The organism is Pseudoalteromonas maricaloris, from assembly GCF_024746855.1.
GTDB classification, from domain to species: Bacteria; Pseudomonadota; Gammaproteobacteria; order Enterobacterales; family Alteromonadaceae; genus Pseudoalteromonas; species Pseudoalteromonas maricaloris.
This window is the reverse complement of sequence record NZ_CP024625.1, coordinates 334,067-357,830: the sequence shown is the minus strand read 5'-3', so window position 1 is coordinate 357,830 and position 23,764 is coordinate 334,067. Positions and strand designations below refer to the sequence as shown.

The following is a 23,764-nucleotide window of genomic DNA, read 5'->3' as shown; positions in this document are numbered from 1 at the left end:
TTTAAGTCTTATTATTATTCTTTTTATTTTATTGTCGTCCGTATTGTTTTTATTTTAGACTTCCGTGACACTTTCCATATTGTTTTTATTATGAGACTTCCGTGATTTTCTTATTCTCGGTCTTCCTGACGCTTTCTTGATAGTCCTTCGTATCCAACTAGATACATAACTTTGCCACCTACGCTTCCGTATCGAATTGTCCCTTTTTTTGTATTGCTTGGCGACAACGAATAATCTACGCTCCTGAGCTTGAGTTACAACTGTTTAATAACAAATTTCTTACCTTAATTTTTTTAATTAAACAGAAAAAAGATGAATTACATAAACTTACACTGAACAAAAACTTAAAAATAAGCTAAAACTCACATATTGAACGAGCAAATATCTCACATAAAAAGTGAGATATATCTCACAACCTCAACAACAAAAAAAGGCAGCCTATGCTGCCCTTTTTTCAATAGTAAGAGTTTACACTGAGAGAGGTAAACTCACTATACGACTTTAGTGTAGACCACCTAAGTACTTAGATAATACTTCGATGTCTTTGTCTGTAAGCTTCTGCGCGATATCACGCATCATACCATTCATGTCGTTGTTACGAGTGCCATCACGGAACTTCTCAAGCTGTGATTTGATGTACTCAGGGTGCTGGAATGATACTTTAGGGAACTTAGCTAAAGAAGTACCGTTACCACGAGGACCGTGACACGCAGCGCAAGCTGGAATACCACGCTCAGCATCACCGGCTTTATATAGCTTCTGACCTACAGCAACAACATCTTCCGGCGTTGAACCCGCAGACATAGATAAAGAAGAGAAATAGGCGGCTAAATCCTTCATATCTTGATCTGACAGCGGCATAGCCATACCACTCATCACAGGATCCATACGCCCTTCTTTACCACCAGACGTCATACCTAGCTTAAACTCTTGTAGCTGCTTATAGATATAATCTGCATGCTGACCTGCGATTTTAGGATACATAGTCACAGGGGCATTGCCATCTGGACCGTGACATGCTGCACACGTTGCAGACTTTGCTTTACCTGCTTCCGCGTCACCATCGAATGCCGATGCGTTGCTTGCTGACAACGTACCAAGCAACATTGTTAAAGTTAATGCTATTTTTTTCATGGTAAATTCTCTGTTTCCGACCCTGTAATTTGTACCCTCGCAAATAAAGTCGCTCTCTTTATTGCTCGGGCAAATAATACCAATCAGTACTAATTAGGTTGTTATGTTAATCAGATGAATCATACATGCAAACTTAGCAAATATAACGCCAAACAGCACCGATCCATCTAAATACGCCTTGCTCAGTAGTGACTACTGATAGGTATACACTTTAGATTGACATTGCAATTTCTACATTCTACACGATATTACTTTCTCTGGCACGTTTTCTGCCCATATTAAGCTTATAATTTATAGGGACTTGACCTAGATTAATTAATATTGGGACGACGCTTCGGCCAATTAGCAACAAAAGCGGCATTTAGAACAAACCTCACAATGCTTTTGGTTTCCGTCATACTGTTATAAAATACGCAATTCCATCCGCGAAAGTTTAATCAGTTAGGAGTCAGCGTGCTAAAATCTCGCGTTAAATACAATCAGGCACAATTTATCACAAGTGCCCCAGATATCAGTAAACTGCCACCAGACACTGGAATTGAAGTTGCTTTTGCGGGTCGTTCTAACGCTGGTAAGTCGAGCGCGCTCAATACGCTTACAGACCAAAAGCTGGCACGCACCAGTAAAACACCTGGCCGGACTCAGCTTATTAATACTTTTTCTCTAGGTGAAGATCAGCGTTTGATTGATTTACCTGGCTATGGCTTTGCAAAAGTCCCATTAGAGATGAAAAAGAAGTGGCAAAAAGCATTAGGTGAATATTTACAACGCCGCAAATGTCTTAAAGGGATTGTGGTATTAATGGATATTCGTCACCCTCTTAAAGATCTCGATATGGATCTCATCAACTGGGCGACTGGCAGCAATATACCGGTATTGGCGTTGTTGACTAAAGCCGATAAGCTAAAACAAGGTAAGCGCAAAGCAGAAGTACTACAAGTACGTCGTGCGCTATCTGAAATAAACGGTGATATCACAGTTCACGCGTTTTCTTCTTTGAAAGGCATTGGATTAAACGAATTAGCGTGGAAACTGGATGATTGGTACTTAGGTCCGTTTGTCAAAGAAGCTCAAGGGGAAGCAAGCGAGTAATACCAATTCGCTAACGTAGGGCGCGCTTAGCTAAGATAAAAGCGCGTCTTTGCCGACATCAGATAAAAGCCTTTTTCATCTTCCTCAAGCAATTCAGCCCACTGATAATAGACATTTCGTGAAATTCTAGCGGTTAAACCATAATTGAGTGTGAGAAATGGAATATCTCCTCCATTAACATGCTCAAGCGCTAATGGAAACACATCACAAATGGGCCATTCACGGCCTAAATTATCTATCGCGATAATACACGGTGATAACTCCAAAGCTGATGCTTCATCACAATAACGCCATTGCTCGATGATAAAAGGATGAGCAAGCACCTCTATCTCACAACTTTCTGCAGGTGTTTTTAACCAATACTGTTGACCATCAAAGGTTAAAACACTAGCAAACAAGGCAACTAGCGATTGCCGTTTAATTTCACGCCCTTGATGAAACCAACGACCATCCGCTGCAATTTTTATGTCAGAAAAACCGCACGACGGCGCCGACCAATTTTCGGTCGGCGCATGAGTCGTAACATACTGTTTGATTAACGCATCAATTTTGTTCATCAAAAACCAAGTTGAAGCTAACAGGCACGCTAGTCGCGATAGTCTTCAGACCCGCGATTTCTCGTAGCGCTTCAATTCCTTTATCTAACCCAAACTGCTTAGAATCGAGAATAAATGCATTTACCGGTGTAACCACCAAGCCATTTGCACTTTTCGTTATCAATAAGTCTAGGCTGATCTTTTGGATCTGACCATGCAGTGTCAATGTTGCTGTTACATCATTGATTTTTTGTGTACCAGCTTTAAGTTTAGCAAGCACTTCAGAAACATCAGCGTTAACTTTCGCCTTTGGGTGTTGCGCTACATTGAACAGCATCTTTTGCATGCGTTCATTACGGATCGGGATCATCGTTTCAACGCTTGCCAGGTCAATATTAACCTCAAGCTCGCCTTTAGCAGATAATGTACCATCTATCGTTTTAAAATGATGTACTTCTGCAACGCTAGTCTGTTTCACAGACACAAAACTAACATCGCTTTGTTGTTGATTAAATTGCCAAGCTGCGAACGCCTGAGAAGAAATAAGTGCACTACCTAAAAGAAGGTACTTTAGCATGACGACTTCCTTATGAAATGAGAGTGAATTGCATTTGAGCGCTCAGTGTAAAACGCAGTGCAAATTAAATAAACCTTTAATCATAAACTCGTCGTTATGTTGGAATACTTTTACGCCCATCGTATTCACTTTATAGCGAGAAAATAGCTTTAGTAGCCAAGCAAAAATGTTGTGATTTAGCTGCCCTAAACGATAAATTTTTAACTAAGTTAATAGGGGTTTCACCTGCACATTGATTGGGGAGTTACATCAATTGGTATCATCTTTGAAAAGAGAAGAAAAAGACGGCCCGTAAAAGTTACGAGCCGCTATAGCAATCTGGGGAGAAGCTATCAATACACTGTATCCTCTTTCGAGAGATACATCATCAACAGGATGTCCTACAGGATGAGGACGGCGCGAACTCTAACAAATAGACGTCCAGAAATAAACACCAAAAAGCAAAACTTGAGCCAATTTGATAAACTTTCAACGTTAATTTGTTTTTTGTTACTAGGGATTAACAGAAGCTACAAAATTAAGACGCTATGCTGCTAGTGTATACTTGCAAACAAAGATGAATGAAGTTGCACTAGTCTAATCGAATAGTGCAACTCGGATAGATTTTAATATCAACTAGTGTGCTTGTTCCCAGTTGTCACCACTGTCGGCTTCAACTAGTAACGGTACATCAAGTGCTGCCGCAGCGCTCATCAACTCACAGATCTTTTCACTGTATTCAGCAACTTTATCACTGTGTACTTCAAACACTAATTCATCGTGCACTTGCATGAGCAACTGGATATCATTGCTATCACAGCTTTGTAGCCATTCATCCACTTTAATCATCGCTTTTTTGATGATGTCCGCCGCAGTGCCCTGCATCGGTGCGTTGATGGCTGCACGTTCTGCTGCTTTTCTGCGAGCGCCATTACGCGCATTGATATCCGGTAGATACAAGCGGCGACCGAATAAGGTTTCTACATACCCTTTATCAGCAGCCTCTTCACGCGTGCGCTCCATATACTCTAATACACCAGGGAAGCGTTCAAAGTACATATCCATATAATGTTGCGCTTCATTTCTTGGAATATCTAACTGACGTGACAGACCAAACGCACTCATGCCATAGATCAGACCAAAGTTAACTGCTTTGGCTTTTCGGCGCATATCAGAAGTCACTTCCTCAAGCAGCACGGAAAACACTTCAGACGCTGTTGCACTGTGTACATCTTTACCTTCAGCAAAGGCACTCAACAACCCTTTGTCTTGTGACAAATGTGCCATGATCCTAAGCTCGATTTGGCTGTAATCCGCCGCGACGATTTGTTTATTATTGTCGGCAACAAATGCCTGACGAATACGACGTCCCGCTTCATTACGGATCGGAATATTTTGCAAGTTAGGATCGCTTGAGCTTAGACGGCCCGTTGCAGTAACGGCTTGATGATAAGAAGTGTGCACGCGACCGGTATCCGCATTAACCAATTTTGGTAATTTGTCGGTATAGGTTGATTTCAGCTTAGCCAAGCCACGGTGCTCAATAATAAGTTTTGGCAGTGGATAATCATGCGCCAACTCTTGTAGTACTTCTTCGGCCGTTGAAGGCGCGCCTTTTGGCGTTTTCTTAATCACTGGTAGCGCAAGTTTGTCGAACAATATCGCTTGTAGTTGCTTTGTTGAACTCAGGTTGAACTCCTCACCTGCAATTTCAAAAGCTTGTTGTTCAAGCTCACCTAAGCGTTTTTCAATCTCGATACTTTGCTTCGCTAGCATATCGCCATCGATGTGCACACCAGTACGTTCAATGCGAGAAAGTACGCTCAGTAGCGGTAATTCAATCTCTGTAAATACCTGCTTAAGGCGATTTTCTTTTTCAATGAGCGGCCAGAGGTGTTGATGCAATCTCAGCGTAATATCAGCGTCTTCCGCTGCATAAGGTGCCGCCTTTTCTAGCTCAATTTGGTTAAAGGTCAGTTGGTTTTTACCTTTGCCTGCAATGTCTTCAAAGCTAATGGTTTTATGGCCTAAATATTTTAGCGCCAAGGAGTCCATATCGTGGCGAGTTCCTACGCTGTTAAATACGTAAGACTCCAACATGGTATCAAAAGCGATCCCCTGCAGTTCAAGCCCTGCACGAGCAAGCACACTTTGATCATATTTTAAATTTTGACCCACTTTTTTGATCTGAGGATCTGCAAGTAGTGGTGCCATGATCTCAAACACTATCTCTTGAGAAAGCTGCTCAGGTGCTCCCACATAATCGTGATTGATTGGTAAGTAAGCCGCTTCGCCCGGTGCAACCGCAAAGCTCATTCCAACTAGATCCGCCTGCATATAGTTAACACTGGTGGTTTCAGTATCAAAAGCAATGAGCTCGGCTGCTTTTAACTTGGTTACCCAGTCATCAAGCTGTGCTTTTGTCAAAATGGTCTCATACTGGGTGTCGACCTGCGCCGCCGCAGGCGCCGACCCTTCAGCCTCCACATCAACGATGTCAGCTTGTGACTGACCATCCAGCAATTCAGCTAACCAACGCTTAAATTCACACTGACCATATAGCTCGATTAGGCGATCTTTATCCATCTCGGCTATCTTAAATTGCTCTAAGTCTTGCTCTACTTCACAATCCAGCTTGATAGTGGCTAATTCATACGACAATTTTAGCTGCGCTTGGTGTTCCTCTAGTTTTTTCGCCATGGTTTTTGAGCCACGAAAACCTAAATCAGCAATTTTGTCTAAGTTTTCGTAGAGCGAATCGATAGAGCCTAACCCCTGAAGCATCGCCAATGCCGTTTTTTCACCAACGCCTGGTACGCCCGGAATATTATCGACCTTATCTCCCATTAACGCGAGATAGTCGATGATCAAGTCAGGACCAATACCAAACTTATCCACTACCCCTTCAGGGCCTAAGATCGTATTCGTCATTGTGTTGATCAACGTGACATGTTCATTGACCAATTGCGCCATATCCTTATCACCAGTGCTGATTAGCACATGGCGACTTTGCTCTGACGCTATTTTAGAGAATGTACCGATCACGTCATCGGCCTCAACACCACTTATACTTACCAGTGGCAGGCCCATCGCTTTAATTATTTCATGGATTGGCTCAATTTGCGTTCTCAGATCATCCGGCATAGGCGGGCGATGCGCTTTATACTCACTATACATTTCGTTGCGGAAAGTTGGCCCTTTAGCGTCAAAGACTACTACCATATGACTTGGTTGATATTGCTTAAGCAAACTCTTAAGCATATTGATCACACCGTAGATCGCACCAGTTGCTTCACCTTTTGAATTTGTTAAATGTGGTGGCGCATGATAAGCACGAAATAAATAGGAAGAACCATCAACCAAGATCAACGGATTTTGAGGGATCTGAGACATAAATATTGGATCCTAAATTAGTCTTTTGTGGAGTAGAATGTAAGGATGCCACAAGGCACAAGATAAAACGAGTTTCGCGTTATCTCATCATTTAGATAAATCGTGCTGCACCTGTGGATAACTTTGTAGACAAACACGAAAAATCGCTCCGAAACTTTGTTTTAAAAGTCAGAGTGTAAATTAAAACTTTGATTTACTTGCGCTTTTTGTGCCTTTTTTATTGTTATTATCTTTACCGCTTTGTGGATAAAGAATTTTTTTAGTCACGCTTAACAATCTGGGTGAGTAAAAAATAGCCTGATTTTCTCAAGCGGAGGAGTATACTAACACAATTGATCAAAGATCATAGAAGATCCTTTATAATTTTTTAATTCGTGCATAATTCTTTTTATGCATATAGCGCGCATGATGTGACATTGAAGGGAGAAATGAATGAAAAAAGTAGCGGTAATTTTAAGTGGCTGTGGAGTATTCGACGGTGCCGAGATCCACGAGTCAGTATTAACACTACTCAATCTTGAAAAAGCAGGGGCAAGCTATCAGTGCTTTGCACCTAATATTGATCAATTCCATGTGATCAATCACATCACCGGTGAAGAACAAGATGAACGTCGTAATGTTCTTGTTGAAGCCGCCCGCATTGCACGCGGAGAAATTGCAGATCTGGAAACATTAAGTGCTGACGAATTCGATGCTTTGGTATTACCAGGAGGTTTTGGTGTAGCAAAGAATCTTTCTGATTTTGCTTTTAAAGGCGCAGACTCTACGATTCTTGAAAGCGTAAAGCGCGTATGTCGTGAGTTCAATCACCAGCAAAAACCTATCGCTTATTTGTGCATTGCGCCAGCACTCATCGCCCATATCCATACACCGGGTACACTCGCGACCATAGGTAATGATGTTGATACCGCAGCGGCAGTTAATACGCTTGGTGCAAAGCACGTGGATTGTGAAGTGACCGAGATCGTCGTTGATGACAATGAAAAAGTGATTAGTACACCGGCATATATGCTGGCGTCATCCATCCTTGAAGCCGCGACAGGTATCGAAAAGGCAGTGACTAGACTAATCGAAATGGCATAGAGGCGATCGCTTCCCCCCATCCATTCGTATTAGTAAAGGAAAACGCCAAGGCCGAACAACTCGCTTTTCGGCCTTGAGCGATTGCAAATTTAGGCAGAAAAGCTTGCCCTAACGCAATAAATTAATGGTTTTAACCATTTATACTCAAGTTTACGTTTTATAAATGAACAGGTGACGTTATAATCCCAATAATTCCGTCATCCATTATCGTGATTGAACACGTTCAAACGAAGTGAGCAAGGTAAATGAAAAAACTTTCAGCAGCACTTTTATTGCTATCAACAGCCGCAGTTGCGCAACCATACGACAATTCTTTAACTGAAGAAGCGATTAAGAAACGTCTTCAGCCTATCGGCTCAGTATATTTAGCTGGTGCTGAAAGTGCTGCAGAAGCCGAGCCATCAGGACCTCGTTCAGGTGAGCAAGTTTATCAAGCAGCATGTTTTGCTTGTCACGGCACTGGCGCATTAGGCGCACCAAAAACAGCTGACGATTGGGCACCGCGCCTAGCGAAAGGTTCAGACGTACTATTAGACCACGCAATTAACGGTTTTAACGCAATGCCTCCTCGTGGTACTTGTATGAACTGCTCGGATGATGAGATTGCAGCAGCAATCGATTTCATGACAAGCAAATAAGTATTTCAACTTCTCTATTTAGGGTAGAAAGACTTATTGGACAGTGCAGCGTTTATCGCTGCATTTTCGTCTCAATATAGTGCCATAAAAGCCGTGATTAACGCTGGCTTGATATTACTTTATAAAGCGAGCAGGAATGAGAAATTTACACTTGACCGCCTCGGCTAAAAGTGAAACTATTAAGCTCAATAATTAAACAACAATAAGAACTGGTTTCGTCATTGGAAGAGCCACAACAGCAGGTTAGGAGACTATCTCGGCGAACCGCCAGATTAGAGTCTTTACTCAAAAAATATAAAAGAAAGTCTCAACTTCAATACACATTAATTCAGTTATCAGAACAGGCTAGCACTGTTGCTGAGCTTACCCTGTTGTATCCCGCAATCCACAATATTCTATCTCAATATTTACCTAGCAAAAGCTTTTACGTTGTCCTGCAAAATCGCTTTACTCAAGCGCTTGAGCTATCGTATTTTGTTGATGAGAAAGACGGTATTTCTGTCCCACTTCATGAAGCGCATCACTTTAAAGATGGTGTGACTGGTTTTGTATTTAAAACCGGCGAAACCGTTTATCTCACCAAAGATGACATGCTGTCGCGAGCCAATGCTGGCGAGTTTAAGATAATGGGCAGTCAAGCAGAGCATTGGGTGGGTGTACCTATCTACCGCGACGGCGCAATTATTGGCGTTATGGTATCGCAAAGCTACGAAGCCGAGCAATCCTACAGCGATCATCAAGTTGAATTGCTTGAAGTAATGTCACTGTATCTGGCCACAGCGATCGAACGCGTTAAAAAACGTGAGTTACTAGAGTCTGAAGTGAAAATTCGCACGCGGGCACTAATGCAAAGTAATGAAGCACTTAATAAAGAGATAGAAAACCGCAAGCGTGCGCTAGAAAGACAGCAAATCTTATTCAAGATTTCTGAATTAGCAACCCAGTTCTCCGATATTGACGATGTTTACCAACAAGTTCACGACATTATTCGCTCAATTACTTTTGCCGACAACCTCTATATAGCGCTTTACGATAAAGAGACGAATTGGCTTACCTTCCCGTATAGCGTTGATGAAAAAACCAATTATAACCCTCGTCCATTTGCAAAAGGGTATAGTGAGCTGGTCATTCGTACTGAGCAAAGCCAGTTAATAGACAGTACCCGCGCCAAAGCCTTAGCACTCGAGGGCACAGTAGAACGCCCTGCAGGCTATAACCACAAGCTTGCTGCAACCAGTTGGCTTGGTGCACCATTAAAAACCGCTACTGGCGTCATCGGCCTGATCGCATGTCAGGCTTATGAGCACAAACACGAATTTAATTATGATGATGTTGAGCTGATCTCTTTTGTATCTAATCAGATTGCCTCTGTCTTACAAACACATCTAGCGAACCAAGCGCTTAAGATCAGTCACCAGCAGTTAGAACATCGAGTTGCGGAAAAAACCAAAGAGCTACAGCAGGCCAATTTACACCTGCAAATGCAGATGGAAGAGCGCAAAAAGATTGAGCAACAGCTTTATCATGATGCTCATCATGATTCACTCACGGGTCTTCCAAACCGTAGTTTGTTTTTAACTCAGCTTGAAAAGACGCTGAAGAAACATCATCGTTATCCCGAAGATAACTTTGCTGTTCTTTTTATTGATTTAGATAAATTTAAAGACATTAATGATGAATTAGGTCATCAGGCAGGTGATCAATTTTTGGTGTGGGTGGCGCAGTCATTCTTAGAGTGTATTCGTGAACACGATTTATTAGCTCGACTTGCTGGTGATGAATTCGTGATCTTACTTGATCACCTAACCGATCGTCAGCAAGCGGAAGATGTCGCCAAACGTATTATCAAAGTCATGCAGCAACCTTTCTGTTTGAAGGGGGTATGCATGCAAAGCGGTGCCAGCATAGGGATCACCTACAGTAATAAGCTATACCGTAACACCGATGAAATCATCAGAGATGCCGATGCGGCAATGTACTATGCCAAAAATGCTGGCCGTGGTCGCTATGAATTTTATCATCCATTGCTAACCGCAAGCTCAAATGCTCAAAAGCAGCAAGAGCAGCATCACTTAGATAAGCTCCCTACCCACTTCCGCTGTACTGAAATCGTGAACTGGTCTGATAACGCCCAACCAATTGGCTTTTTGGAAGCCTTTGGCGAGCATCCAGTGTTAGGCAGCACCAGTTTTGATATTCTGAAAAAGTTTGCCGCAGAAAAATCTCAACTGCTTGAAATTGAATTGCACCTACTTAACAAAGCGCAAGAAATTGCCCTTAGCCGCGATGAAGATATGCTATTTGGTTGCTCTGCAATGTTACTAGAAAGCGCACATTTTGACGCGCTAAAGCAGCAGCTTAAGCGGCAAGACAAAACACTTTGTTTGCTCTTCGAAGAAAGCGAAATTCGCTTTGCTTCTAGTCAGCAGGTATTAAATCTCAGAGCCTTGGCCGATATGGGGATCCCAATTGGGCTGAATAATTTTGGTAAAGATCGCTGCGATCTAACCCTAATTAGCCAAGTTGACTTTACCTATGTCTTATTAAGCTCAACGTTTAGTAAACGCGTCTTACAGCAAACGAGTTATGAGGTTCAATTACAAGGTATTTTAGCCGTTACTAAGGTGAAGAATATTAAGGTTATCGCCCGAGGTCCTGCGATTTTAAACTTTAGAAGCTTGCTGGAAAAGCATGGCTTGCAGCTGTTTTTTGGCAAACAGCAAATGCTGGATAAGGGCAACGAACGTGTAGCCTTTATCCAGAGTTTTGATAACGAATCAGTCCCGTCTTAGCATTGCCCGTAAATTTGCAACGTTAGACTTACCTTTTTCCATTCGTTCTGCCTGTGTCGCCACAGGCTTTTTCCCTTCAATTTGTAAATCATCTTGCGGCAATTCTTGTACAAAGCGACTCAGCTCAGGGGTGATCTGCTCGCCAAATTGACGACGACTCTTGGTATAAGTCAATGTTAAGGTTTGCTGAGCTCGAGTTATACCTACGTAGGCCAAACGCCTTTCCTCTTCGACATTATCTTCATCAATACTCGTTTGGTGAGGTAGTAAGCCTTCTTCCATCCCCACCATAAATACGTGTGGATATTCCAAACCTTTGGACGCATGCAGCGTTAATAACTGCACCGCATCTGAGTCATCTTCCTCTTCATTGCGCTCAAGCATATCTCTTAACGTCAATTTGCTTACCACTTCTGGCAGTGTCATGGCGGGGTTATCAGCATCCCCCGTGAGCATATCACTTATCCAACGGTATAATTCTGATACGTTTTTCATCCGCATTTCCGCCGCTTTAGCGCTGGGAGATGACTCGTAAAGATACGCTTCGTAATTAATTTCACGGATCATATCTTTTACCGCTTCCAAGGTATCTCCGCGAGTTGCTCGGTCGGAAAGCTCAACCACCCAGCGCGCAAATCCCATCAATGCATTTAAGCCACGACCCGCCAAGCGATCCGCGAGCTCTGACTCAAAACACGCAGCAAATAGACTAATATGGCGCTCGTTGGCAAAGCTACCTAGCTTTTCTAATGTCACCGGACCAATCTCGCGTCGTGGGGTATTGACGATACGTAAAAATGCGTTGTCATCATCTTGATTCACTAAGAACCGTAAATAAGCCATGATGTCTTTGATTTCACTGCGTGCAAAGAACGACATACCGCCACTAATTTTGTATGGAATACGGTTGGTCATGAGTGCCTTTTCAAACACTCGAGCTTGGTGATTACCGCGATAGAGCAATGCATAGTCGCGATAGCTGGTACGTTTCATAAATTTGTGTGAAATGATCTCCGCGACCACACGCTCCGCTTCATGTTCTTCGTCACGAGTCGCTATCACACGGATCGGGTCGCCGTACCCCAGTTCACTAAACAGTTGTTTATCAAATTCATGGGGATTGTTGGCGATAAGAATATTCGCGGCCTTTAGGATCCGCCCAGCACTACGGTAGTTTTGCTCCAACTTGATAAGTCTTAGGCCCGGAAAATCTTTGCTCAACAGCACCAAGTTTTGCGGTTTAGCGCCACGCCATGAATAGATAGACTGATCATCGTCACCAACCACAGTAAAACGTGCGCGCTCACCAACGAGCAGTTTCACTAACTGATACTGGCTGGTATTGGTATCTTGATACTCATCCACCAGCAAATAGCGGAATCGCTGCTGCCAGCGCTCTCTTACATCAACCGACTGATTTAAAAGCAAAGTTGGGATCATAATAAGATCATCAAAGTCTAACGCATTGTAAGCACGCAGCTGTGTTTGATAACGCGCATAAAGCTGAGCGAATAGCGCTTTTTGTGGCTCTCGCGCTTCTCGAATAGCGCGCTCTGGCAAAATAAGCTCATTCTTCCAATTACCAATCTGCATCTTCAGCAAGTTGAGTAAGTCTTTATCACGCTCAAGCTCTTTTTCAGTGAGTTCACTTAACAACTGATTGGTGTCTTGATCATCAAACAAGGAAAAGCCAGGTTTGTAGCCTAAGGTCTTGACCTCTTTTTTAATGATTTCCAGCCCTAATGTATGGAATGTCGACACCCACAAACCCTTAGCTTCTTGCTTGCCCAAAGTTTGTGCCACCCGTTCACGCATTTCTTTCGCCGCTTTGTTGGTAAAGGTGACCGCAGCGATATTCTTGGCTTTGTATTCACACTGCTGCACTAGGTAGGCAATTTTATTGGTAATAACCCGGGTTTTACCTGAGCCCGCGCCCGCCAATACAAGGCATGGACCACTGATATATTTTACCGCTTCGTCTTGTTTTGGGTTGAGCTTCATGCAACTAATCCGGTTATCTTCTCGCTTGGCACAATGTTGGCAACAACTGTCAGTGCTGAGGGGTTGAGGAATTCTTATAAACTAAGCATGCTAGTTTACCGTATCCATGTAAAACTATGAAGCGAACCTTTTCCGTCTGCGGCGCATAAGGTAAGATGGACTTTGTATACTGACTCGCAAGCTAAGGTAAGAAGATGATTAATCCAGCCAAAATTGAAGAAATTGCTAAGCAAATTTCCAGTAACATGCCACAGGGCGTAAAAAATCTTGCTGAAACATTTGAAGCAAGAACGAAACAGGCGATCCAGAGCAAATTATCAGAAATGGATTTTGTTAGCAGAGAAGAGTTTGATATTCAAAGCAAAGTGCTGATCCGCACGCGTGAAAAATTGGTTGAACTTGAAGAAAAAGTGGCGCAGTTAGAAGCACAACTTGCCAGCCAAGCATCCGACTCACAGGAATAAGCAACCACAGCTTCGGATAGTAAAGCGTGCGCTTGTGGCGCACGCAATCTCTAAACTCTGTTGACCCTAGCAATAGCGCTGGTTCACACCAAGCAGAGACTTTTCATAGCAAAGCGACAGTTGCTCCATATTTTCTACGGCGTTCACCACCTCATTTAAGAGGCCATCAGCAAGGCCATAAACCCACCCGTGTACCGTCAAAGCTTGACCTCGCTGCCAAGCATCTTGAACGATATTGCTCTGACACACGTTACGCACCTGTTCTATCACATTTAACTCGCAAAGCGCCGCACACTGCTTTTCTTTGCTCACTTGTTCAATAATCGCTTGGTGTTTCTCTTTCACATCAGCGACATGACGCAGCCAGTTATCGATAAGGCCAAACTTAGCATTATCGAGCACCGCTTGCACTCCGCCACAACCGTAGTGACCGACCACCATGATGTGATCCACTTTGAGCACCTCAACCGCATACTGCATGACCGACAAACAGTTGTGATCAGTATGCACCACGACATTGGCAACATTGCGGTGAACAAACAATTCTCCAGGCATTAAATCAACAATCTCGTTGGCAGGCACACGAGAGTCAGAGCAGCCGATCCATAGATAATCTGGATTCTGTTGTTGCGACAGTTTTTTGAAAAACTCAGGATCACTGGCATTGGTGCGATCTGCCCACTGTTTATTATTATCGAGTAAGTGACTCAGTGGACTTGGGCTCGTATTACACATTAATGGTTCTCCGACTGACGTTCAGCCTGTATCAAAATATTCCTTGGGGTGAGCGACTTTTCGCAAAAAGTACTAAGGGTGACATCATACCCAGCTGCTTGCAGATATAAAACCCTATCCAGGACCAACCAGATCTCAATCGCACGACGAAACACGTGTCGTACTAGCTCAATTCTGTCCGTTACTTGCTTTCGTTCACGCCCAATACGTTCATATTGGTCAAAATCAATTCCATCAGGTAGGACGAGCTGCTTCTGCTCAGCTGCCCAATAACAGAATTCACTAAACGACCCCGAAAAAATAGCCTTATTGACCGAAGGCACACTCACGTAATGTTTATCTGCGGTAAGTTCTCTGCGCAGCGCATCAAACCCTAAGCGCCAACTCACCTCTTTTTTACGTACTTGTGCCACTCTCCCGGGTGCTGTAACTGTCTCTTGCAGCGCTAACTTCATATCGTGATGAGATAAGTTGAGCTGACTCTGCTGTGCTTCAACACTCATGGCTTGATAATCAGGTGGTGTAAATAAGTGATAGCAGCATGGAGAGAGCGATAGCTTTTTCATGCCATTCGCCACTGCTTGGTGCATAAATACACGATGTAATTCACCACATGCATGCAGGGCAATACCATGGCGGTTTTCAACGAAGTGGTGATGTATGTCATCTTTCAGCACGTCGGCACAATGAAAATGCAAGTTTAGATTTTGCCGCTTCGCACTTTCCTCTCCTTGTCGACACAGATCTGCTTGAAGCTCAATACTGTTCACTTCAGGCGCGCCATGATAAGAAAGCAATCGGCCTAAATGACCTTTACCTGCGCACCACTCTAGTACCGATGCTTTGGTTTCGTTTACTGCGGCAACAAAGTCTTGAAGTTGCTCTAATTTACGTCCCTTTATGCCATTGCTCAGCCAAAACGGTAACTCATCTCTACGGCCCACTTTTTGCGGTAAAGCACTTAAGGCCGCAAGTTGTTCAAGTTCGGGAATATAGCAACTAAAAAAAGCAAAAAGGGCATCAGTGTCACTGTCTAATGTTGATACTGCATCATCGCTTAACCGCAGTAATTCAGATTGCAGTTGTGGCCAAGGAATAGTGAGATGCTCAAAAGCAATGACTTGCCAATATTGTCGGGTATCGAATAATAATTTATCTAGAAGTTGAAAGCGTTTGCTCGGTTCCACAATGGCCACGGTTGTCAGAGAAACAATACCCTTATTCTAGCGTAATTGTTGATGATATTTACGAGAAAAAATTAAGTGGATATACATTGGGATACAAACCAATGTCAAAATCGCTGCAATAATCAACACCCAAGATAGCTTAGGTTGTTCATTCTTCACTTCTGAATAAATAAAGCGCGCTTTGTGTTCATGAAACTGACTCACATCTAAGTGATATAGCTGTGCTATCCATTGCCATTTTGCCGTTGACATTGTTCCAATTGGAATATTAGCCACCTTGATGAATTCCCTTAACTTCTCTGCCTCAAATGCGAGCTGTTCTAGGGTTTTTTGGGTAGCGTATTGCTGCTTAGTTATCGCTAAAGTCTCTTCTAGATGTAACATAGCGTATCGCCAACCTTTAAGGCTCGCGCGACGAAAGCGTTTAACAAGCTCAGGGCGGTTTTCTAGTACGCTTTCCGTAGTAAAGAGCACGTCAGCATAAACGTTTAAACCAAACTGCTTAGGGCAAATTTCACGGGTTGATAGACCGCTTTGCTGTACTGCATAGGGCTCATTGGTGCTATATACTTGCATCGCATCAAATTTACCCGCGATAAAGTCTTTCAGTGGCTCACTGCCTGAATACAAGCGCATATTTTGTGTATTGACGCCTGCACGTTGCAACATCATGAGTAACTCACCGTTTTCTGTGTGTCCTAAATGACTGAGGCGTTTCCCCTGAAAATCACGGGGAACATAAATATCACTGTTGGCTCTTACCATCCAACAATAAGGAGAAGACTGTAGGATCGCAGCAAGCGCCACAAAAGGTTTACCGTTGAGCCTTTGTTTTAAAAGACCAGAGTGAAACACACCAAACTGTGCTTGCCCGTATAGCACGCGAAAATCAACGTTAGGATTATTGGGATCGGCAGGAAGAATATGAACGTCTAACCCTTCCCTATGATAAAACCCTTTTTCCTTTGCCATATAGTAACCAGCAAACTGAAATTGATGCGTCCACTTTAACTGTAATGTGACTTTTTCAAGGGCTGCAATTTGAGTGCTCAAAAATAAAAGTAATAACGCAACATAGTACCTAAACATCATATCCTTGCGTTTTTCAACTGATAATAGCTAACTATAGTTTAAGGTGCTCAGGCTGCCATTAAGATTGGGTAAGTATTGAATATGAAAGTGAGTTAAGTACTACTTTAACTGACTAGGGTTCAAAGCAGCTGTACGTTGCAATTCTCTATATGTGTACCTAGTATGTTCTTAAGGTGATGATAGATCTGCTCCTGGCTGCCTTTGCACATAATGTCATAGCCATTACCATTATTCTTCTCGATGATCCCAAGGTAATTATCATCAATAGCGACAGACTCAACTTGCGCTATTGGCATCATAATTTTATTTGCCCCGTAGATGAGCATTAACTTCTCGCCCTCTTTTAATAACATTTGCTCTGGGCGTCTGTTGGTACCTGTACCACCTTGGAATACGACCGATATCACTGTAATTGCAAACACAATTGGCAAGAAAAGTGTGTGCTCGATCAGATCTGGCCAAAGCGCGCTCGCACCAAAATATAAGCCCGCAAGTAATACAAGCCTTGTAACTAACGTTATGAAGATGTCCTTGTTTTTTCTTTTTCTAATCATGTAATCCACTGATAAAATTAGATACTTTCATGACCAGCGTACCTAATTCAGTACTTATTATCCAGCCTTTTGCTTTGCTAACTGCTCGCCATGCAAAAAGCGTGTAAAACACGGGTTATCTGTTTCTTCTTGAAACTGATACGCTAACTTTGCAAGATGTTCATCAAAGCGCTCATAATCACTGGGCTCTACTTCAAAAGCGGCTAATACATTCCCCTGTGCCGCACCGTGATTGCGATAATGAAATAAAGTAATATTCCAATTACAGCCGAGCATGTCTAAAAAGCGCGCTAATGCGCCTGGATATTCAGGAAATTCAAACCGCAATAAACGTTCATTCATGACGCTCGGCGGTTTGCCGCCTACCATATATCGCACATGTAACTTTGCCAGTTCGTTATCTGATAAGTCATCAAACAGATAGCCATTTTGATGCAACGAGGCAGTTAACTCGGTTAGCTCTTGTTGGCCATTTCTAAGCCCAACACCAACAAAAATTTGCGCTTCGCCACAGCCAGCATAGCGATAATTAAACTCGGTGATCGCTCGGCCACCAAGAGAGTGACAAAAACGCTTAAAGCTGCCTTTTTCCTCTGGAATAGTCACCCCGAGCAATGCTTCATGTTTAGCACCTAGCGCCGTTCTTTCGGCGATATATCTCAACCGATCGAAGTTTAAATTAGCGCCTGACAAGATAGCCGCAACACTCAGCCCCTTTTCACCCGTTTGCGTGAGCCACTTCTTCAAACCCGCGGTTGATAACGCGCCAGAAGGCTCTGCAGTTGCTCTCGTCTCCACAAAAATATCTTGAACCGCCGCACAAATTTCATCGGCATTAACCGTCACGACTTCATCACAAAACTTTTGTGCTAATCGAAAAGTTTCTGTACCAATAAGCTTTACCGCCACGCCGTCCGCGAAGCCACCGACTCGCTCAAGCTCCACAGGTTCTCCCGCTTCAAGTGCAGCTTTAAGGCATGCACTGTCCTCAGCTTCTACCCCAATAATACGGATATCAGGGCGAAGTGACTTCAAATACACTGCCATTCCCGCAAGCAACCCCCCACCTCCTACGGGAATAAATACGACGTCTAGTTCATCAAGTTGCTGAATTAACTCTCGCGCCACCGTACCTTGGCCGATGATCACATCTTTATCATCAAATGGCGGGACAAAAACACCATTTTGCGCTGCACAAAGATCTAGCGCGTACTGCTTTGCCGCATCGAAGTGATGGCCGTGTAAGATCACTTCACCACCGAGCTTACGAACCGCGTTGACCTTGATCTCTGGCGTAGTCACAGGCATAACAATCGTGGCGTGCTGACCTAGATGCGTTGCACTTAGTGCAACCCCTTGAGCATGATTACCCGCAGAAGCGGTATACACCCGCGATCCTTTCGGCAACTGACGTAGCTTGTTATACGCACCACGCAATTTGAAAGAATAGACCGGCTGTTGGTCCTCTCTTTTCAGCCAAATTTGGTTACCAAGCTGGGCTGACATTTGCTCTAGTTGATTCACTTGCGTTACCTCAACGAGCGGTGCCACATTCGCCTGAATAATGGCTCTAAAGTAATCAAGCTCTTGGGAAACCATCGCTAGCCTAACTCCTCTAGTTTTTGTAAGTCACGTACCGCGCCTTTGTCTGCACTCGTTGCTAACAGTGCATAGGCTTTTAGCGCGGGACTCACATAACGTTCTCTGTTAACTGGTTTGTACGCTTCTTTACCACGAGCGAGTTGCTTTTCATGGCGCAACGCCAACTCGGTGTCGTCCAGTTTAACGTCAATACTGCGGTTATAGATGTCGATAGCGACAACATCGCCGTTTTCAACCAGCGCCAGATTGCCACCACTGGCAGCCTCTGGAGACGCATGGCCAATAGAAAGTCCAGAAGTACCGCCAGAAAAACGACCATCGGTAAGTAAAGCGCAGTCTTTATCTAGCCCCATCGATTTAAGATAGCTAGTTGGGTACAGCATTTCTTGCATACCCGGACCACCTTTAGGCCCTTCGTAGCGAATGATCACTACATCACCTTTCTTAACTTGGCCACCCAGTATCCCCTCGACGGCATCGTCTTGAGATTCAAATACTACAGCCGGCCCCGTAAAGCGCAGCATTTCATCGGCCACCCCGGCACTTTTCACGATACAACCATCAGGCGCTAAGTTACCTTTCAATACAGCAAGGCCGCCATCTTGCCTAAAGGCATGCTCGATGGAGCGAATACAGCCGCCTTCACGGTCTAAATCAAGCTCATCCCAGCGATACTCTTGGCTCATAGCTTGGGTAGTGCGGATCCCAGCTGGTCCCGCGCGATAGAAAGTTTGTGCCCGCTCATTATCACGGTCTGCGGCATTCCAACGCGCAATAACTTCACCTAGATTTCCGCCAGCAACATGTCCCACCGACAAGTCCAACTTATCGCCTCTGGCCAGCTCGTTGAGAATGGCCATAATGCCGCCAGCACGGTGAACATCTTCAATGTGATATTGCTGTGTTGCCGGAGCAACTTTACACAAAAACGGTGTGCTACGAGATAAGCGGTCTATGTCATTCATATCAAAATCGACAAAGCCTTCTTGCGCTGCCGCCAATAAATGCAGCACGGTATTAGATGAACCGCCCATCGCGATATCTAATGTCATGGCGTTCATAAATGCGGCTTGGTTAGCAATGTTGCGTGGCAGCACTTGCTCATTGTCTTTACCATAGTACTCATCACATAAAGCCATGATGCGCTTTGCTGCGCCCAAATAAAGCTGTTGGCGGTCTTTGTGTGTAGCTAGTGTCGTACCATTACCAGGCAACGCTAAGCCCAGCGCTTCTAATAGACAGTTCATGGAGTTGGCAGTAAACATGCCTGAACACGAACCACAAGTAGGACAAGCAGAGCGCTCAACTTGCTCAGAATCTTCATCACTCACGGTTGGATCTGCGCCTTTCACCATAGCGTCGACAAGATCCAATTTTAGATCGATATCCGCTAAACGAGTTTTTCCCGCTTCCATCGGGCCGCCAGAAACAAAGATCACCGGAATATTCAACCGCAATGCAGCAAGTAGCATGCCTGGGGTGATTTTGTCGCAGTTAGAAATGCAGACCATGGCATCAGCACAATGAGCATTAACCATGTACTCTACCGAATCTGCAATTAAGTCTCGAGACGGAAGCGAGTAAAGCATGCCGCCGTGGCCCATGGCGATACCATCATCAATAGCAATGGTATTAAATTCGCGGGGTACGCCGCCTGCTTCTGTTATCGCATCAGCCATCAATGCGCTAAGTTGATTGAGGTGAACATGACCCGGAACAAATTGGGTATATGAATTCACGACCGCAACGATCGGTTTATGGAAATCACTGTCCGTCATTCCCGTTGCTCGCCACAATGCACGAGCACCCGCGCGTTGTCTGCCCTCAGTAGTTGTCTTGCTCCGTAATTTAGCCATGCTTCACCTTTTTCTCGGCTTTGCCGAGTTCCTCATTCCCACAATTTACAATGCGCTTTTGTTCGGGACGCTTGGCCCCGATTCCAATAAAATTATTCGTTTACGTATTCTAACCAGCCATTTTCGTCATCAGCTTGACCTTTAACCAAAGCGAAATATGCCTGCTGTAACTCTTCCGTAATTGGACCTCTACCACCATTACCCACGGTAATCTTGTCTACGCTGCGAACAGGTACTACTTCCGCTGCGGTACCAACCATAAAGAACTCATCAGCAAGATAAAGCGCTTCACGAGCGATTGGCTCTTCACGTACTTCATAACCGCGTTTTTTTGCCAAATGGATGATAGTGTCGCGCGTAAGACCAGGTAGAATACAAGCTGTGGTTGGCGGGGTATAAAGCACGCCTTTTTTCACAACAAATAAGTTCTCACCAGCACCTTCGCTTAGGTAACCATTAACATCAAGTGCGATCCCTTCAACATAACCATTACGCTTCGCCTCACCTGAAATCAGCTGTGAAGATAAATAGTTACCACCCGCTTTAGCCGCGGTAGGCATGGTATTTGGTGCAAGGCGGCTCCAAGAAGAAACACACACATCAACACCTTGCGCTAAGCCTTCTTCACCAAGGTATGCACCCCATTCCATCGCAGCGACTGTCATGTCTGCACGGTGAGATTTCGGGTTTAAACCAAGACCTACATGACCCAAAAATGCAAATGGACGAAGGTAAGCATTGGTAAAGTCATTTGCGCGGATTGTCTCTTTACACGCTGCGATTACTTCCTCTTTGGTAAAAGGAATTTCCATACGGTAGATCTTCGCGGAATCAAAGAGGCGTTGAATATGATCGGTTAAGCGGAAAACAGCTGGACCATTTGGCGTATCGTAAGCACGGATCCCTTCAAAAACTGAGCTGCCATAATGTAAAGCATGGCTAAGCACATGGGTGGTCGCTTGAAAATAAGGAACCATTTCACCGTTATGCCAAATTACTTCTGATGTTTGTGTCATTGTTAACTACCTTAATTCTTCTAAATTGCCTGTTTCTGTAGTGTATGCAAGTCAACCGCTTGCACTTCTACTAGCTTACTCAGTTGTGAGGTTAATAAATAGATAGGTTTGTCACTATCTACGGTCATTTTGACGTGGAATAAGTCATCTTGACCTTGTAATTCCAAATTCGTTAAGCGAAATCCGCGATGTCTGGCTACGCGTAAAAAGCGCTCCACTGCGATGCTCTGTTGTTTTACTGCAACGGTTAAATGGTGTTTCATGAAAGGCTCTCCGTCATCATTTCATCATTGGCAGCACCAGGTGGAACAAGCGGCCATACGTTTTCTTTATCGTCGATACAAGCATGTAAAATATAGGGCCCTTGCGCATTCACTATGGCGTCAACGGCATCATCTACTTGGTTTGCATGAGTAATTGTCTGCCCAGGAATACCGAATACGGCAGCCAATGAGACAAAATCTGGATTGTCTGACAGGTCGGTTTCACTGTAACGACCGTCAAAAAAGAGTTGCTGCCACTGTCTCACCATACCCAGCCTTTGGTTGTCTAATATTAATATTTTAACTGGCAGGTTATTACGGCGGATGGTTGCCAACTCTTGAATATTCATCATGATGGAGCCATCGCCAGATACCGTGATCACTGTGTTATCTGGACGTGCTATCTGTGCACCAATTGCAGCTGGTAAGCCAAATCCCATCGTGCCTGCGCCGCCACTACTTAAGTGATTGCTTGGATGACTGAATTTCATGTGCTGCGCCACCCACATTTGATGTTGGCCTACATCGCAGCACACTACCGCTGTATTGGGTAGCTTTTGGCTCAGTTGATTTAACAAATACGGTGCAAATACTTTTTCGCCAGGATAGTCATAACGCCACGCATGTTGACGTTGCAGTGCTTCGATGGTCTCTAACCATTCGGTGTTCGTAACCACGCATTCAAGTTGCGGCAATGACTGTTTTAAATCTGCAATAAGCGAAGCGGCTGCGGGTTTTCGTTTACCCACTTCTGCAGGGTCGATATCTAAATGGATCACCTTTGCCCCTGCAGCAAACTTTGCCAAATTCCCCGTTACACGGTCATCAAATCGCGCCCCGATACATACCAGCAAGTCACATTGCTGAACCGCCAGATTCGCCGCTTGAGTACCGTGCATACCTAGCATTCCTAAGTCATAATCATAATCTGGGGTTACGCTGCCCAAAGCTTTTAGCGTCGATACGGCTGGCATATGGGTCTTTTCTAAAAATTGCATCAGCTGTGACTGCGCATCGGCGCTTTGCACGCCACCACCAATGTAGGCAACGGGTCGTTTAGCATCACATAATAATTGATTGGCTTTTGCTACTTCAGTTTGCGAAACCTTCGGCTGTTCGTCTTGTGGCGCAGCAAAAGGATGAAAAGGTACTTTAGCTAACTGGATATCTTTAGGAATATCGACCAACACCGGACCGGGCCGGCCAGACTGCGCTAAGTACATGGCTTCTTGTAATACCTCAGCCAAGTCTTCCGCTCGCTCAACCATGTAGCTGTGCTTGGTACATGACAGAGACATGCCCAGTACATCCACCTCTTGAAAGGCATCCGAACCGATAGCGGCGGTCGGCACTTGCCCAGTGATAGCCAATAGCGGAACTGAATCCATCATGGCATCAGCAAGTGCGGTGATAAGATTCGTCGCGCCGGGTCCAGAAGTGGCGAAACAAACCCCAAGCTTACCTGTACTGCGAGCATACCCAACAGCAGCAAAACCAGCACCTTGCTCATGACGAGTCAAATAATGCTTAACTGGCGCGCCATACAAAGCGTCATAAATGGGCATGATGGCACCACCTGGGTAACCAAATACGTGTTTAACGCCTTGCTCTTCTAGCACCTTGATAACAAGTTGTGCGCCGGTTGTTGGATTGCTCATGATCTGCTCTCAGTTGCCTTTTTTATGCCCTAAAACGAAAACGCCCCCCGAACCTTTTGGTGCGGGGGGCGTTTATGCTGATACTTTTCTTACAGCACTAACTAGCCCCCGC

19 protein-coding genes are annotated in these 23,764 nt (G+C 44.3%); 5 read left to right on the top strand and 14 right to left on the bottom strand.

What is annotated here, in order from left to right; translation table 11 throughout:
* Positions 1 to 501: 501 nt before the first annotated feature.
* A complete protein-coding gene (locus CTT31_RS01405) occupies positions 502 to 1,134 on the bottom strand; it encodes a c-type cytochrome (RefSeq protein ID WP_039494612.1) in 633 nt (210 codons plus the stop codon).
* 453 nt (positions 1,135 to 1,587) lie between these two features.
* On the opposite strand from CTT31_RS01405, the gene yihA reads away from it, so the two are divergent.
* Positions 1,588 to 2,226 carry a ribosome biogenesis GTP-binding protein YihA/YsxC gene (gene yihA / locus CTT31_RS01400; RefSeq protein WP_260491814.1) on the top strand — a complete coding sequence of 213 codons (639 nt, stop codon included), beginning with the start codon at positions 1,588 to 1,590 and terminating at the stop codon, positions 2,224 to 2,226.
* Between the two features lie 26 nt (positions 2,227 to 2,252).
* On the opposite strand, the gene CTT31_RS01395 is transcribed toward yihA, so the two are convergent.
* The 3 genes from CTT31_RS01395 to polA all read right to left on the bottom strand — a co-directional run bounded on the left by CTT31_RS01395 (position 2,253) and on the right by polA (position 6,711).
* On the bottom strand, positions 2,253 to 2,783 hold the full coding sequence (locus CTT31_RS01395) for a DUF1285 domain-containing protein (protein ID WP_253106409.1): 531 nt from the start codon (positions 2,781 to 2,783) through the stop codon (positions 2,253 to 2,255).
* Positions 2,770 to 3,339: a YceI family protein gene (locus CTT31_RS01390; RefSeq protein WP_069018828.1), complete on the bottom strand. Its 570-nt coding sequence runs from the start codon at positions 3,337 to 3,339 to the stop codon at positions 2,770 to 2,772. The genes CTT31_RS01395 and CTT31_RS01390 overlap by 14 nt, the downstream gene beginning before the upstream one ends.
* A 615-nt stretch (positions 3,340 to 3,954) precedes the next feature.
* Positions 3,955 to 6,711 carry a DNA polymerase I gene (gene polA / locus CTT31_RS01385; protein WP_260491813.1) on the bottom strand — a complete coding sequence of 919 codons (2,757 nt, stop codon included), beginning with the start codon at positions 6,709 to 6,711 and terminating at the stop codon, positions 3,955 to 3,957.
* A gap of 432 nt (positions 6,712 to 7,143) precedes the next feature.
* On the opposite strand from polA, the gene elbB reads away from it, so the two are divergent.
* The 3 genes from elbB to CTT31_RS01370 all read left to right on the top strand — a co-directional run bounded on the left by elbB (position 7,144) and on the right by CTT31_RS01370 (position 11,224).
* Complete coding sequence (gene elbB / locus CTT31_RS01380; RefSeq protein WP_239979682.1) at positions 7,144 to 7,794, top strand: isoprenoid biosynthesis glyoxalase ElbB; 651 nt, start codon at positions 7,144 to 7,146, stop codon at positions 7,792 to 7,794.
* Between the two features lie 245 nt (positions 7,795 to 8,039).
* Entirely contained in the window at positions 8,040 to 8,432 is a 393-nt protein-coding gene (locus tag CTT31_RS01375) for a c-type cytochrome (RefSeq protein WP_088529636.1), read from the top strand.
* Between the two features lie 221 nt (positions 8,433 to 8,653).
* Positions 8,654 to 11,224 carry a sensor domain-containing diguanylate cyclase gene (locus CTT31_RS01370; RefSeq protein WP_260491812.1) on the top strand — a complete coding sequence of 857 codons (2,571 nt, stop codon included), beginning with the start codon at positions 8,654 to 8,656 and terminating at the stop codon, positions 11,222 to 11,224.
* Here CTT31_RS01370 and rep read toward each other — a convergent pair.
* Positions 11,210 to 13,225, bottom strand: a complete 2,016-nt coding sequence (gene rep, locus CTT31_RS01365) for a DNA helicase Rep (protein WP_010607774.1) — start codon at positions 13,223 to 13,225, stop codon at positions 11,210 to 11,212. The genes CTT31_RS01370 and rep overlap by 15 nt on opposite strands.
* Positions 13,226 to 13,419: 194 nt before the next feature.
* Between rep and ubiK the strand changes: the two genes are divergently transcribed.
* Positions 13,420 to 13,689 (top strand): ubiquinone biosynthesis accessory factor UbiK, encoded by a 270-nt coding sequence (ubiK, locus tag CTT31_RS01360; protein WP_010376312.1) that lies wholly within the window; start codon positions 13,420 to 13,422, stop codon positions 13,687 to 13,689.
* Positions 13,690 to 13,755: 66 nt separating this feature from the next.
* On the opposite strand, the gene can is transcribed toward ubiK, so the two are convergent.
* From can to ilvG, 9 genes are all read right to left on the bottom strand, one after another.
* Complete coding sequence (gene can / locus CTT31_RS01355; protein WP_010607772.1) at positions 13,756 to 14,424, bottom strand: carbonate dehydratase; 669 nt, start codon at positions 14,422 to 14,424, stop codon at positions 13,756 to 13,758.
* Positions 14,424 to 15,620, bottom strand: a complete 1,197-nt coding sequence (locus CTT31_RS01350) for an SAM-dependent methyltransferase (RefSeq protein ID WP_260491811.1) — start codon at positions 15,618 to 15,620, stop codon at positions 14,424 to 14,426. The genes can and CTT31_RS01350 overlap by 1 nt, the downstream gene beginning before the upstream one ends.
* Before the next feature lie 27 nt (positions 15,621 to 15,647).
* Entirely contained in the window at positions 15,648 to 16,700 is a 1,053-nt protein-coding gene (locus CTT31_RS01345; RefSeq protein WP_260492388.1) for an ABC transporter substrate-binding protein, read from the bottom strand.
* Between the two features lie 122 nt (positions 16,701 to 16,822).
* The gene (locus CTT31_RS01340) at positions 16,823 to 17,257 is read right to left on the bottom strand and encodes a hypothetical protein (RefSeq protein WP_211859076.1); all 435 of its coding nucleotides are present in this window, start codon (positions 17,255 to 17,257) and stop codon (positions 16,823 to 16,825) included.
* A gap of 57 nt (positions 17,258 to 17,314) precedes the next feature.
* The gene (gene ilvA, locus CTT31_RS01335) at positions 17,315 to 18,856 is read right to left on the bottom strand and encodes a threonine ammonia-lyase, biosynthetic (RefSeq protein ID WP_130125743.1); all 1,542 of its coding nucleotides are present in this window, start codon (positions 18,854 to 18,856) and stop codon (positions 17,315 to 17,317) included.
* A 2-nt stretch (positions 18,857 to 18,858) separates the two neighbouring features.
* Positions 18,859 to 20,715, bottom strand: a complete 1,857-nt coding sequence (ilvD, locus tag CTT31_RS01330) for a dihydroxy-acid dehydratase (protein WP_010607767.1) — start codon at positions 20,713 to 20,715, stop codon at positions 18,859 to 18,861.
* Positions 20,716 to 20,807: 92 nt separating this feature from the next.
* Positions 20,808 to 21,731 carry a branched-chain amino acid transaminase gene (locus CTT31_RS01325; RefSeq protein WP_010607766.1) on the bottom strand — a complete coding sequence of 308 codons (924 nt, stop codon included), beginning with the start codon at positions 21,729 to 21,731 and terminating at the stop codon, positions 20,808 to 20,810.
* 20 nt (positions 21,732 to 21,751) lie between these two features.
* On the bottom strand, positions 21,752 to 21,994 hold the full coding sequence (ilvM, locus tag CTT31_RS01320) for an acetolactate synthase 2 small subunit (RefSeq protein ID WP_010376329.1): 243 nt from the start codon (positions 21,992 to 21,994) through the stop codon (positions 21,752 to 21,754).
* A complete protein-coding gene (gene ilvG / locus CTT31_RS01315) occupies positions 21,991 to 23,652 on the bottom strand; it encodes an acetolactate synthase 2 catalytic subunit (RefSeq protein WP_260491810.1) in 1,662 nt (553 codons plus the stop codon). Before ilvG ends, ilvM begins: the two co-directional genes overlap by 4 nt.
* Positions 23,653 to 23,764 lie beyond the last annotated feature (112 nt).